The sequence below is a fragment of the Rahnella sp. WP5 genome (genome assembly GCF_000745615.1).
GTDB classification, from domain to species: Bacteria; Pseudomonadota; Gammaproteobacteria; order Enterobacterales; family Enterobacteriaceae; genus Rahnella; species Rahnella aceris.
On the sequence record NZ_KN050720.1, the window covers coordinates 873,580 to 887,012 of the forward strand.

Genomic DNA, 13,433 nt, shown 5'->3' on the forward strand with positions numbered 1-13,433 from the left:
CGCAGTGAAAAAGCGCGGGAGTCCAGAGGGCGCGCGCTTACGCGTCCTCTGGGCCAGTTTGGGCGGCGAGCCCAAGGTTTTGAATTTGAATTTGAATTTGAATTTGAATTTCGGGATTAAACACCGAAATGTTTAACCCAATGTTCCGCAATGTCCTGCCGCTTACACACCCACACGCGATCATGCGATTCGACGTAATCGAGAAACCGCTGTAAAGCGCGAAATCTCCCCGGGCGTCCCAGGATCCGACAATGCATCCCAATCGACATCATTTTCGGTGAGGTTTCGCCCTCGGCGTACAACACGTCAAATGTGTCTTTCAGGTAGGTATAAAACTGTTCGCCGGTGTTGAAACCCTGCGGAGAGGCAAACCGCATGTCGTTGGTTTCCAGCGTGTAAGGGATGACCAGATGCTGCCTGGTTTCGCCATTTTCCAGTTTTACCGGCGTCCAGAACGGCAGGTCATCGCCATAATAATCGCTGTCATACTGGAACCCGCCCGATTCCACCACCAGCTGACGGGTGTTCGGGCTGTCGCGTCCGGTATACCAGCCGGATGGCGCTTTGCCGAACAGGTCACGCAGCACGGTGATGGCTTTTTGCATGTGCTCCGCCTCTTCGGCTTTGCTCATGTCCTGATAATGGATCCAGCGCCAGCCGTGACTGACGACATCGTAATCCGCTGCTTTGATCGCACTGACGATTTCCGGATTGCGAGCCAGTGCCATCGCCACGCCGAAAACGGTCAGCGGTAAGCCGCGTTTCTGAAACTCATTGTGGATGCGCCAGAAACCCGCACGCGAACCGTATTCGTACAGCGAATCCATCGACATGTGGCGGTCGGGGAAACTGGCGGCACCGATAATGTCCGATAAAAATTGTTCAGAACCGGCATCACCATGCAGAACGTTATTCTCTGCGCCCTCTTCATAATTGAGGACAAACTGTACCGCAATGCGCGCGTTGCCCGGCCAGTTAGCGTGGGGCGGGCGTCCGGCGTAACCGATTAAGTCGCGCGGGTAAGCATCAGTAAAACCGTATTCAGTATCAGACATAGTGTTCTCTCAGATTCAGCCCGGCAAAACGGCCAGACAAGGGTTTTTCCAGCGGATAATCCAGATCACCGTGTTTACTGGTCGTCAGGCGAAGAGCCGCCAGTGACTCGACCATTTTGACCGCCGCGCTGACGCCATCGATCACCGGTATACGCAGCTCGCGCGTCAGTTCCTGCGCCAGATCGGCCATTCCGCCACAACCGAGCACGATCGCCCCGCTGCCGTCAGATTTTTTCGCCGCGATACACTGCTCGCGCACTTTTTCCTGCGCCAGCCCGTTGCCGTCTTCCAGTGATAACACCGGCAGATCGATGGCATGCAAGGCCGCACAATGGCGTTCGAACCCGTACTGATGCAGTAAATGCCGGGCGATCGTCAGTGTGCGCGGCAAGGTCGTCACGATAGAAAATCGCGTCGCCAGCATCGTCGCCAGATGCATTGCCGCTTCCGCAATACCGATAACCGGCGCATGCGCCAGCTCGCGGGCAGCCAGTAATCCGGGGTCACCGAAACAGGCAATAATATGGCCGTCGACACCGGCATCGCGCCCGGCTTTTATCTGCTGCAACACGCCCAACGTGGCAATCGCTTCATCGAAGTGGCCTTCAATTGACGGCGCGCCTTCTTCAGGGCAAACGGCCAGAATTTGTGTATCCGACCCCGCAACCGAGCGGGCAGTTTGCGCCATCACTTCGGTCATCGCCTGGCTGGTGTTCGGATTGATCAGTTGTATACAAAGTGATTTGACCATCAGCCTGGCTCCTTACCTGCAACCGGCTTCTGAACCGCAAATATCTGCGCAAAATCGGGGGTCTGCCCGTTATGTTGCTCAAAACGCAGACTGGCGACGATGGTGTCGAAATGATGCGCCATGCTTGCCGTCAGCCCGGCGACGTCGCGCTTTTTCAGCAACTCAATAAGGTCGTCATGATCATGGCAACGGCAGCCCTGTTGCCACGGTGCGCCCCAGGCAGCAATCGCCAGCGAGGAACGCAGGGTCAGTTGCGAGACAGACTCAGTCAGCACTTTATTGCCGGAAATAGCCTGAAGCTGAACATGGAAGGCGGCGGAAAGGCGGATCGCAGCGGCACCGTCACGTTCATCGTGCGCACGCTTTTCTTCCTGCACCAGTTTTTTCAGCGCCACCAGATGTGGCGACTGGCAATGCGCAATCACCAGCGGCAGGTTGGCGCACTCCAGGATTTTACGGGTTGCGAAGACATCGCGCGATTCTTCAGCGTCCGGGGTGGTGACATGCGCACCACGCTTGGGCAATAACGTCACCAGTTGCACTGCGGCAAGGCGCTGCAGGACGCGGCGAATCCCCGTGCGGCTGACTGAAAACACCTCAGCCAGCGCTTCTTCCGGCAATTTACTGCCCGGCAAAAGCTGGTGTTCCACAATAGATTTCACCAGCGCGTTATAAATATGGTCGTCCTTATCCTCGGTAAAATAGGCCGTATTAAGCCCGTTCCAACTGGTCATTGCCGTTACTCCGTATACCGTTCGAGAATTTAATCGTATACATGAAAGTTATTTTTTGTATACAAAAAATGAAATTTGGCCTGATTCATGCAGTGCTCCTGTGACTGCTTTTTAACTTTTGGCAGCCGGCATCCGGCTTCCGACTTTCACATGTTGTTTATGACAGGAGCACGATTTATGCCAAATCAGGAAATCACCTCCGCCACGGCGTCATCTGAACAGAGCGCCGGGATCATCAAACCTTATTACAGCCCGAAGCTGTGTAACGATGATTTAGCGCCCACCCGTGACCAAAACTGGAGCTGGTACAACATATTTTCTTTCTGGATGTCCGATGTGCACAGTATGGGCGGCTATGTGGTGGCTGCGAGCTTCTTTACGCTCGGCCTGACCAGCTGGCAGGTTCTGCTGTGTTTGTTGTGCGGGATTTGTATCGTGCAGATTTGTGCCAACCTGGTGGCGAAACCGAGCCAGCAGGCCGGTGTACCTTACGCGGTCATTTGCCGTCAGGCATTTGGCGTATTCGGGGCGAATATACCGGCAGTGATCCGCGGGCTGATCGCTTTCGCCTGGTACGGCATTCAGACCTATCTGGCGGCTAATGCGCTAATGCTGGTACTGCTCAAATTCTTCCCATCGCTGACACCTATGACCCTTCCGCACTGGCTGGGATTGTCGGCGCTGGGATGGGTGTGTTTCGGCATTATGTGGGTGTTGCAGGCGATGGTGTTCTGGCACGGGATGAGCGCGATTAAGCGTTTTATCGATGTGGCGGGTCCGGCGGTATATGTCGTTATGCTGATGCTGGCGGGCTGGATTTTGTATAAAACCGGGCTGAGCAATATCTCCTTTACGTTATCCACCAAAACCCTGACGGTCGGCCAGCAAGGCTGGGAAATGCTGACCGCCACGGCGCTGGTGGTGTCTTACTTCTCCGGTCCGCTGCTGAACTTCGGCGACTTCTCACGTTACGGAAAAAGCATGGGCGAAATCCGTCGTGGTAACCGCTGGGGCCTGCCGTTTAACTTCCTGCTGTTCTCGATTGTGACCGTAGTGATCGTTTCAGGGACACAATCACTGTTCGGGCAGATGATCACCGATCCTATCGAAACCGTCAGCCGTGTGGGTAACAGCGTGGCTGTAGCGCTCGGCCTGCTGACCATGATCATCGCGACCATCGGTATCAATATCGTGGCGAACTTCGTGTCTCCTGCGTTCGACTTCTCTAACTGTTCGCCGCAGAAAATCAGTTTCCGTACCGGCGGGATGATCGCCGCAGTCGGTTCTGTTCTGCTGACACCGTGGAACCTGTTCCAGTCACCGGAAATTATCCACTATACGCTGGACGTGCTGGGATCCTTTATCGGGCCACTGTTCGGGATTTTACTGGCGGATTATTACCTGATTAAACGCGGTCATATGGATGTGGATGCGCTGTTTAACGCCACGCCTTCCGGCCGTTACTGGTACCGCAACGGGTTCAACCCGAAAGCGATTGCCGCGCTGGTGCCGGCGGTGGTGATTGGTCTGGTGATAAGCTTTACGCCGAGCCTGCATCAGGTGGCGAACTTCAGCTGGTTTATCGGTGCCTTCCTGGCTGGCGGTTTCTATCGTTACATCGCCCGTCATGATCGTGCGACCAGCGGTGCAATTGGCTATATGAAAACCGAAGCGGAATAACAGGAAGGAAATAGCCAGGACGGCTGAAACGACGAAGCCCTGAGTGATTTCTCACTCAGGGCTTCTGAATAGTGGCGGAACGGACGGGGCTCGAACCCGCGACCCCCTGCGTGACAGGCAGGTATTCTAACCAACTGAACTACCGCTCCGCGTTGTGTTCTGGTTAAGAACGGAGCGGATATTAAGGAATGGCCGCCGTTACGTCAATGCTTTTCCTGATATTTTCAATCAACCGCACAGTTTTTCCGCAGGCTGAACAATTTCAATCCAAAAGTCAGAAAAACGGCTTACGAACGCCACAAACAGCTGCCGCCCTTTTTCACCACTAAATCTAAACGCTCTTCATGCCACGCCAGTTCCTGATCAGTGGCGGCGATGACTTTTAACCCGGAGGCTGGCCGCGCAACACGCTGGATCCCCAAGCCGTCAGCGCCAGTATTTTGCTCGCCTTCGTGGGTGAATTTAATGCTGGTCTGGCCGCCGGTCATCATCAGATAGACTTCGGCAAGAATCTCGGAGTCAAGCAACGCGCCATGGAGCGTACGCTTGCTGTTGTCGATCAGGTAGCGATCGCTCAGCGCATCGAGGTTGTTACGCTTGCCCGGGAACAGCTTGCGCGCCATGGCCAGGCTGTCGGTAATTTTGCAGAACGTCTCGGTTTTCGGCAGATTACGGCCGAGCATGTCGAACTCGTAATCCATAAAGCCGATGTCGAACGTTGCGTTATGAATGACTAATTCGCCGCCGCGAATGTATTCAATGAAGTCGTCGGCCACGTCGGCAAACGTCGGTTTATCAGCGAGGAATTCGTCGCTGATACCGTGAACGCCAAAGGCTTCCGGATCCACCAGGCGATCGGGTTTGAGATAAACATGGAAATTGCGCCCTGTCAGGCGGCGGTTAACCACTTCAACAGCACCGATTTCGATAATCCGGTGCCCTTCATAATGGACGCCGAGTTTATTCATACCGGTGGTTTCAGTATCGAGAACGACGATCCTGTTAGAGGTGTTTTGTAAATCCATGGCTCATTATCCAACGCTGACAGTCAATTACAGAAACGATCTGCCCGGCGCGAGACAGGGTGACGCGCCGGGCACTTTTTCTTACGCAGGGATTTGCTGTGTAATGCAGTGGATGTTACCACCACCCAGCAGAATTTCACGGGCAGGAATACCCGTGATTTTGTACTCAGGATACATTTCACCCAGCAACTTCTCAGCCTGCTTATCCGTTTTAGCGTCGAGCAGCGGGAAGATAATGTGGTTGTTGCTGATCAGGTAATTGACGTAAGACGCCGCCAGACGATTACCTTCCACACGCTCAATGGCTGTGCCCGGCAACACCCCGATCGTTTCTTCCGCAGTGGCATGCATAACCGGAGGTGAGGGCATTTTCCAGATTTTCAGGCTGCGCCCTTTGGCATCTTTCGCCGCTTCCAGCACTTTCAACGCTGCCGCCGAACGCGCGTACTGCGGATCCTGCTGATCGTCAGTCCAGTGCAACGCGACTTCTCCCGGACGCACGAAGCAGCACATGTTATCAATGTGACCGTCTGTTTCGTCGTTAAATACGCCGTCTTCCAGCCAGATGAATTGCTTAACACCGAGGAGTTCCCGCAATTTCGCCTCAATCTCTGCCTTCGACAAATCAGGATTGCGGTTAGGATTGAGCAAACATTCAGCGGTGGTCAGCAAAGTGCCTTCACCATCAACATGAATGGAGCCACCTTCCAGTACCAGATCCGTTGAAACATAAGGAATGTGGTGATAGTTCGCCACCTGACGCGCCACCCGCTGATCACGCTCCCAGCTTGAGTAAAGGCCACCGTGCAAGCCGCCCCATGCGTTGAATGTCCAGTCGATTGCCAGATGCTCACCTTGCGGATTGACGACAATGGTCGGGCCGGTATCACGCATCCACGCATCATCGCTTTCCATTTCCACCAGCGTAATTTGTGCTGGCATCACTTCGCGTGCATTTGCCATTTCTGCTGCCGGAACCGCCATAAATACCGGCGTTTTGGTCGCAATCGCTGCCGCTACGTTAGCAAAAGCCAGCTGGGCCGGACGCCCGTTAGAGCGCCAGTTATCGGTGCGATAAGGCCAGATCATCCAGACAGCCTGCTGCGCAGCCCATTCAGCGGGCATCGCAAAACCTTCAGCCTGAGGATTGATATCAATAGAAGACATCAGTTATTTCCTTGTTGAACCGTCGGACGTCGCGATTGCGCCATACATTTCAGGACGGCGGTCGCGGAACAGCCCCCAGGATGCGCGCTGTGCAGCGATAGCATCCAGATCAAAGGTATGAACCAGCACGGCTTCTTCCGTTTTGTTGGCCTGCTCAACCAGCGCACCGGTCTGATCAGCAATGAAGGAAGAACCGTAGAAGGTCATTTCATAATCAGGAATGAATTTGCTTTTTTCAGTACCAATGCGGTTTGAGGCGATCACCGGCACCAGATTTGCCGCAGCGTGGCCCTGCTGAACACGGGTCCAGTGTGGCTGGCTGTCAATTTCCGGATAGGCCGGTTCGGAACCAATCGCTGTCGGATAGAAGATAATTTCCGCGCCCTGCAATGCCAGACAACGGGCAGTTTCCGGGAACCACTGATCCCAGCAGATACCCACGCCGATTTTCGCGTAACGGGTATTCCACACTTTGAAGCCGGTATCACCAGGAATGAAGAATTGTTTTTCCTGATAGGCCGGGCCGTTCGGAATGTGAGTTTTGCGATAGACATCCAGCACACTGCCGTCAGCATCAATCATGACCAGCGAGTTGTAATAGGCGTTATTGCACTTCTCAAAGAAGCTCAGAGGAAGCACCACTTCCAGTTCTTTCGCCAGCGCAGAGAAATGGCGGATAAGCGCGCTGTTGTCCAGCTCCTGTGCCAGGCTGTAATGCTCAGGGCTCTGATCAATACAGAAGTAAGGTGCAGCAAAAAGTTCCTGAATCAGAATAACTTGCGCGCCTTTGGCATGTGCCTGGCGAACCAGCTTTTCGGCGTTAACAATATTATTTTCCAGATCCCAGCTGCAGCTCATTTGTGTTGCAGAAACCGTTACATTTCTCATCAGACATCCTTAAAGCATTGAAAAATTGGCAGTGAAAAAACCATGAAAGGCTCAACTCGCTCAGAGTTTTGAACTGGCACTCTGCATTTTCCTATTATATTGCAAAAGACAGCGCTCTCCAGCCAAAAGAGTGATGAATGCCCGGGCAACCTGTTACATCCCCCCGCTTTCAGACAGTTACACCTCAAGATATTGCTGTGCCCGGCACGGCGGTTTATGTCAGACTTGGTTTTTACATTTGATGAAAGAGCCTGCCAGATATGACCAAACAGGTAGAAATTTTCACCGACGGCTCCTGCCTGGGTAATCCCGGCCCCGGCGGTTTCGGCGCGATTTTACGCTATAAGCAACACGAAAAAGAGTTCAGCGCGGGTTTTCGTCTGACCACCAATAACCGCATGGAAATGATGGCGGCGATTGTGGCGCTTGAAGCTCTGAGCACACCATGCGAAGTGACGCTGAGCACCGACAGCCAGTATGTTCGCCAGGGGATCACATTGTGGATCCACAACTGGAAAAAACGTGGCTGGAAAACTGCCGATAAAAAACCGGTGAAAAACGTCGATTTGTGGAAGCGTCTTGATGCCGCGATCCAGACGCATGAACTGAACTGGATGTGGGTGAAAGGCCATGCCGGACACCCTGAAAATGAACGCTGTGATGTGCTGGCGAAAGAAGCCGCGGGGAATCCGACGCTGGACGATTTAGGCTATCAGGCGGAGAATTAATTCCGCAGGCCCCACAACCCATCTCAACCTTCCCCTTGTGAAAGGGGAAGGCGCAAGACTTCAGTCCCGATGCTCCTTCCGGTAACTCTTCGTTGCGCCCACCGCCTGCGGTATTTTCTGTTTCTGCGCAAGAACTTTTTTCGCCGTTGGCGTCAGCGGGAAAGTCCGTTTACGGGCAATAATCAGCGTCATGCACCCCAGCGCGGGAAGGTGCGTACTCAGCAATTTTCCGCCATTCTTTTTCCACGGCAGCACGTGAAAACGCCGGTGCACCATCACTTCATAATTAAGCAACGACAGCCAGTCGAGCAGACGCATTTGGGTAAACAAGCGGCTGCTGTACGGCTGACGCTTGCGAAAAAGCGGCATCAGTTTGCCAATGCCCAGCAGGCTGAGCGGATTAAAGCTACTGAGCACCATCCAGCCATCATCAATCAGCACGCGGTCCACTTCGCGCAGAATGCGGTGCGGGTCATCCGCGTAGGCCAGCGTATGGCTGAGCAGGCAGGCATCCACTGATTTTGCTGCGAAAGGTAAATGGTACGGATCACCCCGTACATGCAGCCCCTCGCCTTCCTGGGCAAAATTTACCTGATGCGAGATCGGGCACGCCTGAGCGTCGATTTCGGCACTTAATGCGCCGATTTTCAGCAGGTGGAAACCGTAAAGTTTCCCCCACCAGGGTTGCAGTTGTTGCTCAAGCGCGGCACGGTAGTAGCCGCCGCACGGGATCTCATCCCAGGAAGCCGGAGCAACAATGGTCTTGCGGATGCGGGCTGGTCGCATAGTTTATTATCTTCTTTCAAGCAGTTGCCAAAGAGAGGTTGCCATGAATCTTATCAGTATTCCGGCGTTGCAGGACAATTACATTTGGATGCTCGATGACCAGCAGGGGCATTGCCTGATCGTCGATCCCGGCGAAGCAGCGCCTGTTTTGGCCGCGTTGAAAAAGGCCAATTTAACCCCGACAGCCATCCTTCTGACACATCATCATCACGATCATGTGGGGGGCGTTGATGAGATTTCGAGCCATTTTCCGGGTCTAAAAGTATACGGACCTCACGAAACTGAGAATAAATTTAGTCAGACTAGTCTTAAAAATGGTGAAAAAAGGGTAATTGGCGGTCTGGAATGGCAGATCTTTGCTACGCCCGGTCATACGCTTGGTCATATTTCATACTATAGCGCGCCTTATCTTTTCTGTGGAGACACGATGTTTTCCGCCGGATGCGGTCGCTTGTTCGAAGGGACGCCGGAGCAAATGTACCAGTCGTTTCAACGGTTAGCGGCGTTGCCTGACGAAACATTAGTCTGCGCAGCACATGAGTACACTCTTTCAAATCTTAAGTTTGCGCGCTCTATTTTACCGGAGGATGATGATATTCTTTCTCATGAGCACAAAGTGCAACAAATGCGTGAAAAGGGACAATCTTCCCTGCCTTCAACCCTCGGTCTTGAGCGTAAAATCAACCTCTTTTTACGATGCGATGACGTTGATTTACAAAACAAATTAAACCTTAACGATCCCTTAAAGCCTGACTGGCAGGTTTTTGCCTATTTAAGGGCACTCAAGGATAGCTACTAGACCCAAAGGTTGTGTTTTTTTCCGAAGCAAAGTATTATCGCTCGTCTTTTAAGCAACTATGACACACACATGAAGGCAAACGCGATCCTAATAATCGCCTCCATGTTGCTCACAGGTTGCCAGGCGTCCAGGCAGGGCGTGAAGGTACCGGAACAACATGCACAGAGTTTGTCTTCAGCAAGTCAAAGTGAAGAAGCAGGACAGTTCACAGGTGATGGCCGAGCGGCCTCTGGGGGATGGTTGGATGGAAACGACACCGTCTCCCAACAAAATCTGTGGAACTTCATAGGCGACGAGCTGAAGATGAAGGTTCCGGATAATCCCCGGATCCGCGAACAAAGAGTTAAATATTTAAAAAATAAGAGCTATCTCCACGATGTAACATTACGGGCAGAGCCGTACATGTACTGGATCACCGAGCAGATTAAGAAACGTAATATGCCGATGGAACTGGTACTGCTACCCATAGTGGAGAGCGCTTTTGACCCCAAAGCAACCTCATCAGCTAACGCTGCAGGGTTGTGGCAAATTGTGCCGCAGACGGGTCGAAACTATGGTTTGAAACAAAACCAGTGGTATGACGGACGCCGCGATGTTGTGGCTTCGACAACTGCTGCGCTTGATATGATGCAACGTCTGAACAAGATGTTTGGTGGCGACTGGTTACTGACCGTTGCTGCGTATAACAGCGGTGAAGGCCGTGTCATGCAAGCGGTGAAAGCGAACAAAGCCAGAGGCCGTTCCACGGATTTCTGGGCACTGGCGCTGCCACGTGAAACATCGATTTATGTGCCGAAAATGTTAGCCCTTAGCGACATTCTCAAGCACAGCAAGAAATACGGTATCAATCTGCCGAAACCGAGTGAAGACCGTGCTCTTGCGCGTGTTGAAGTCGGACAGCAGATGCAACTGACCCAGGCGGCTGAGATGGCGGGCATGTCCCTGACCAAGCTTAAGTCGTTTAACACTGGCTACAAGAAAAATGTAACCGCGCCGAATGGCCCGCATTACATTGTTCTGCCGAAGGCGCATGCCGACCAGTTAAAAGATTCACTGGCTGATGGCGATATTGCCGCAGTACAGGAAACCAAACTGGCCAGCAACACTCCGTCAGGTGCAAAACAGTACAAGGTTCGCTCCGGCGACAGCTTGTCTGGCATTGCAGCCCGGCTGAATGTGAAGACCCGTGATTTACAGCGTTGGAACAATTTGCGCTCAGCAGGCGCGTTAAAAGTTGGGCAAACACTGCAGGTGGCGGATAACAGCGTCAGCAATACCAGTGCCAATGGCGGCAGTATCACTTATCAGGTACGTAAAGGTGATTCATTGTCGAGCATTGCTAAGCGTCACGGCGTCAACATCAAGGATGTGATGCGCTGGAACACCAATGCCGACAACCTGCAGCCGGGCAACAAGTTAACGTTGTTCGTCAGCAACAAGATGAGTCCTGATACCTGATTCGAAAGGTACCGGTAATAAAAAAGCACCCTGAAGATTCCGGGTGCTTTTTTTATGTCTGCGTTTTTTAGCGGACGAATTAGGCGTTATTGCGTCAGCGGTTTTCCCGCCATAAATTCTACCCGCAACGGGTTATGGTCAGAGGCTCGTGTTTCCATCACCGATGCGCTGGTGACGCTGAGATCCCGGTAGAAGATGAAGTCCAGCGGTCTGCCGAACGCCCGCTTGCGGTAATCAGAAGGAAAACGGACTTCCTCCAGATGGATATTTCCCGCAAAGCCAAACAAGGCATTGATACGCTGTTTGCTCCACGCATTAAAATCCCCGGCCATGATCACTGGCCCTTTGTGATGAGCAATCTGCTCACCAATCGGATCCAACTGCTTGCTGTAAACGTCGATGCCAATGCTGAAATTGACCGCATGGATGTTCACCACCATCAGTAAACGACCATCTACAAGCGGATACACCGTAACTAAAGCCGATTTAGACAGCCTCAGAAGCGGCTCACGCTCACGCAGCGGGCAACAATAAACCGGATGTGCCGCAGAGAGTGTCATCACGCCAGAGGGGTGCTGAGGCAGCATAAAGGCAGGCACCTGATCGGCGGCCAGATAATTTGAGGTCGCGTAACGGATCAGTTCAGGGGTTGTCTGGGCTTCCTGAAGCAACACCAGTTGCGCATCTTTGCCATAATCGCGCAGCACTGACAACCAGTCAGCCCGCTGTTGTTTGAAGATATTCCACACCATCACGCGCAAAATATTCGAATTGGGCAGTGCAGCACCCGGCGGCAAATCTGGTCCTAAATGTGCGAGGACTCCCGGAAAGATTTGCTCTGCGGGCTGACCTGCGACATACCTCATTGCATATGTTTTTTTCCGCACGCTAATCGCCTGTTTACCCGTTATATCGTTGCTATATGAGAGAGATTCTCACAGCGAAAGCTCAGTATACGCCCGCAAGCGCTCAGGCCAAATCTGTTTACATTGGTATACAACCTGGTCACATCTATAGGCTAGCATAAAAATAAAAACGGCCCGCCAGAGGCGAGCCGTGCAGACGCAGAATGACAGGATAATCAGGCCAGCGCCGCTTTGGGTTTTCGGTCCAGATGCCCGCTCAGGCAGATAAGCAGCAGCGCGCCCGCGACGATAACCGCTCCAATCCATGGCGTTTGCGCCAGGCCAAGGGTGGAAACCACCTGCCCGCCAATCACTGACCCCAGGGCAATACCGACGTTAAAGGCCGCAATGTTCAGGCCGGAAGCAACATCGACCGCATTTGGCGTCACCTCTTCGGCTTTCTGCACCACATAAACCTGTAGTCCCGGTACGTTACCGAAAGCAAAGATGCCCATCACCAACAGCGTGATTAACGCCGGAATACCGAAACCTGAAGTGAACTGGAAAATCAGGAGCAGCACAGCGAGTGCGGCAAAAATAATCGTCAGCGCTTTGACTGCACCATGACGGTCAGCCAGTTTGCCGCCCCAGATATTCCCGATGGCCACCGACACGCCATACGCCAGCAGGATCCAGCTCACCATGCTGGCTGAGAAACCGGCTTGTTCCTGCATCATCGGAGCAAGGAACGTAAAGGTGGTGAATACGCCACCGTAACCCAGCGCGGTAATGGCGTAAATGAGTAACAGTCGCGGATTCATCAGCACTTTTACCTGATCTACAATGCGTGACGCAGGTTTGTTTTTGATGTTATTGGGCACCAGAATAGCGCTGGCAATAATCGCCACGACACCAATAACTGACACGGCGAGGAAGGTTTCGCGCCAGCCAAAATGCTGACCTATAAATGTCCCGAGCGGCACACCGGTCACCAGCGCGACGGTCAGACCGCCAAACATCAGCGCAATCGCAGAAGCCGCTTTTTCTTTCGCCACCAGGCTGGTGGCGATCGTCGAGCCAATAGAGAAGAAAACGCCATGCGCCAGACCGGTCAGCAGACGCGCCATCACCAGCGTGCTGTAATTCGGTGACTGCCACGCCAGCAGATTACCCAGCGTGAATAACACCATCAAACCAATCAGCAGCGCTTTACGCGGTACGCGGCTGGTCAGCGCCGTCAGAACCGGCGCGCCAATCGCCACACCGAGGGCGTATATAGACACCAGCAAACCGGCTGACGGGACCGAAACCCCCAGTTGCTGCGCGATAGTCGGCACCAGCCCGACGATGACAAACTCTGTTGTTCCTATAGCAAACGCACTGATGGTCAGTGCTAATAGTGCAAGCGGCATAACCTTTACTCCACATGAATATCGATTTGATGGCGACGATTATCAGCTTGTGCTTAAATGACTTAAATAACTAAAGTATCAATTTATTTATGCTGGAGTAACAAC

General features: G+C 53.0%; 13 protein-coding genes and 1 tRNA gene. 4 read left to right on the top strand and 10 right to left on the bottom strand.

Translation table 11 applies throughout. The annotated features are described in order from the left end of the window. Window positions 1–116: 116 nt before the first annotated feature. Genes puuE through EX31_RS21160 form a run of 3 tightly spaced genes read right to left on the bottom strand, consistent with a single transcriptional unit; the run spans window position 117 to window position 2,540 of the window. The gene (puuE, locus tag EX31_RS21150; protein ID WP_037036546.1) at window positions 117–1,055 is read right to left on the bottom strand and encodes an allantoinase PuuE; all 939 of its coding nucleotides are present in this window, start codon (window positions 1,053–1,055) and stop codon (window positions 117–119) included. Next, the gene (locus tag EX31_RS21155; protein ID WP_037036547.1) at window positions 1,048–1,806 is read right to left on the bottom strand and encodes an aspartate/glutamate racemase family protein; all 759 of its coding nucleotides are present in this window, start codon (window positions 1,804–1,806) and stop codon (window positions 1,048–1,050) included. The genes puuE and EX31_RS21155 overlap by 8 nt, the downstream gene beginning before the upstream one ends. Then, complete coding sequence (locus tag EX31_RS21160; RefSeq protein WP_013574255.1) at window positions 1,806–2,540, bottom strand: GntR family transcriptional regulator; 735 nt, start codon at window positions 2,538–2,540, stop codon at window positions 1,806–1,808. Before EX31_RS21160 ends, EX31_RS21155 begins: the two co-directional genes overlap by 1 nt. A gap of 177 nt (window positions 2,541–2,717) precedes the next feature. Between EX31_RS21160 and EX31_RS21165 the strand changes: the two genes are divergently transcribed. Then, window positions 2,718–4,220: an NCS1 family nucleobase:cation symporter-1 gene (locus EX31_RS21165; RefSeq protein ID WP_013574254.1), complete on the top strand. Its 1,503-nt coding sequence runs from the start codon at window positions 2,718–2,720 to the stop codon at window positions 4,218–4,220. A gap of 72 nt (window positions 4,221–4,292) precedes the next feature. Here the strand turns inward: EX31_RS21165 and EX31_RS21170 are convergent. The 4 genes from EX31_RS21170 to aguB all read right to left on the bottom strand — a co-directional run bounded on the left by EX31_RS21170 (window position 4,293) and on the right by aguB (window position 7,300). Continuing rightward, window positions 4,293–4,369 (bottom strand) — tRNA-Asp (locus EX31_RS21170). Window positions 4,370–4,507: 138 nt separating this feature from the next. Beyond that, window positions 4,508–5,245 carry a DNA polymerase III subunit epsilon gene (gene dnaQ / locus EX31_RS21175; RefSeq protein WP_013574253.1) on the bottom strand — a complete coding sequence of 246 codons (738 nt, stop codon included), beginning with the start codon at window positions 5,243–5,245 and terminating at the stop codon, window positions 4,508–4,510. Between the two features lie 81 nt (window positions 5,246–5,326). Further along, window positions 5,327–6,412 (bottom strand): agmatine deiminase, encoded by a 1,086-nt coding sequence (gene aguA / locus EX31_RS21180; RefSeq protein WP_037036548.1) that lies wholly within the window; start codon window positions 6,410–6,412, stop codon window positions 5,327–5,329. A 3-nt stretch (window positions 6,413–6,415) separates the two neighbouring features. Next, window positions 6,416–7,300: an N-carbamoylputrescine amidase gene (gene aguB, locus EX31_RS21185; RefSeq protein ID WP_013574251.1), complete on the bottom strand. Its 885-nt coding sequence runs from the start codon at window positions 7,298–7,300 to the stop codon at window positions 6,416–6,418. Between the two features lie 260 nt (window positions 7,301–7,560). On the opposite strand from aguB, the gene rnhA reads away from it, so the two are divergent. Then, entirely contained in the window at window positions 7,561–8,028 is a 468-nt protein-coding gene (rnhA, locus tag EX31_RS21190; RefSeq protein WP_013574250.1) for a ribonuclease HI, read from the top strand. 60 nt (window positions 8,029–8,088) lie between these two features. Here rnhA and EX31_RS21195 read toward each other — a convergent pair whose 3' ends face one another. Beyond that, entirely contained in the window at window positions 8,089–8,814 is a 726-nt protein-coding gene (locus tag EX31_RS21195; protein WP_037036549.1) for a class I SAM-dependent methyltransferase, read from the bottom strand. Window positions 8,815–8,857: 43 nt separating this feature from the next. On the opposite strand from EX31_RS21195, the gene gloB reads away from it, so the two are divergent. Next, window positions 8,858–9,613: a hydroxyacylglutathione hydrolase gene (gloB, locus tag EX31_RS21200; protein WP_013574248.1), complete on the top strand. Its 756-nt coding sequence runs from the start codon at window positions 8,858–8,860 to the stop codon at window positions 9,611–9,613. Window positions 9,614–9,682: 69 nt separating this feature from the next. After that, a complete protein-coding gene (gene mltD / locus EX31_RS21205) occupies window positions 9,683–11,071 on the top strand; it encodes a murein transglycosylase D (protein WP_037036550.1) in 1,389 nt (462 codons plus the stop codon). Between the two features lie 86 nt (window positions 11,072–11,157). Here the strand turns inward: mltD and EX31_RS21210 are convergent, their stop codons facing one another. Together EX31_RS21210 and EX31_RS21215 are read right to left on the bottom strand one after the other, a co-directional pair. Then, entirely contained in the window at window positions 11,158–11,958 is an 801-nt protein-coding gene (locus EX31_RS21210; protein WP_037036551.1) for an endonuclease/exonuclease/phosphatase family protein, read from the bottom strand. A 194-nt stretch (window positions 11,959–12,152) separates the two neighbouring features. Further along, window positions 12,153–13,328 (bottom strand): MFS transporter, encoded by a 1,176-nt coding sequence (locus tag EX31_RS21215; protein ID WP_037036552.1) that lies wholly within the window; start codon window positions 13,326–13,328, stop codon window positions 12,153–12,155. Window positions 13,329–13,433 lie beyond the last annotated feature (105 nt).

What these genes read in the sequence shown, in the direction of transcription:
- puuE (WP_037036546.1), bottom strand. Translation starts at nt 1,055, where the DNA reads ATGTCTGATACTGAATACGGTTTTACTGATGCTTACCCGCGCGACTTA.
- EX31_RS21155 (WP_037036547.1), bottom strand. Translation starts at nt 1,806, where the DNA reads ATGGTCAAATCACTTTGTATACAACTGATCAATCCGAACACCAGCCAG.
- EX31_RS21160 (WP_013574255.1), bottom strand. Translation starts at nt 2,540, where the DNA reads ATGACCAGTTGGAACGGGCTTAATACGGCCTATTTTACCGAGGATAAG.
- EX31_RS21165 (WP_013574254.1), top strand. Translation starts at nt 2,718, where the DNA reads ATGCCAAATCAGGAAATCACCTCCGCCACGGCGTCATCTGAACAGAGC.
- dnaQ (WP_013574253.1), bottom strand. Translation starts at nt 5,245, where the DNA reads ATGGATTTACAAAACACCTCTAACAGGATCGTCGTTCTCGATACTGAA.
- aguA (WP_037036548.1), bottom strand. Translation starts at nt 6,412, where the DNA reads ATGTCTTCTATTGATATCAATCCTCAGGCTGAAGGTTTTGCGATGCCC.
- aguB (WP_013574251.1), bottom strand. Translation starts at nt 7,300, where the DNA reads ATGAGAAATGTAACGGTTTCTGCAACACAAATGAGCTGCAGCTGGGAT.
- rnhA (WP_013574250.1), top strand. Translation starts at nt 7,561, where the DNA reads ATGACCAAACAGGTAGAAATTTTCACCGACGGCTCCTGCCTGGGTAAT.
- EX31_RS21195 (WP_037036549.1), bottom strand. Translation starts at nt 8,814, where the DNA reads ATGCGACCAGCCCGCATCCGCAAGACCATTGTTGCTCCGGCTTCCTGG.
- gloB (WP_013574248.1), top strand. Translation starts at nt 8,858, where the DNA reads ATGAATCTTATCAGTATTCCGGCGTTGCAGGACAATTACATTTGGATG.
- mltD (WP_037036550.1), top strand. Translation starts at nt 9,683, where the DNA reads ATGAAGGCAAACGCGATCCTAATAATCGCCTCCATGTTGCTCACAGGT.
- EX31_RS21215 (WP_037036552.1), bottom strand. Translation starts at nt 13,328, where the DNA reads ATGCCGCTTGCACTATTAGCACTGACCATCAGTGCGTTTGCTATAGGA.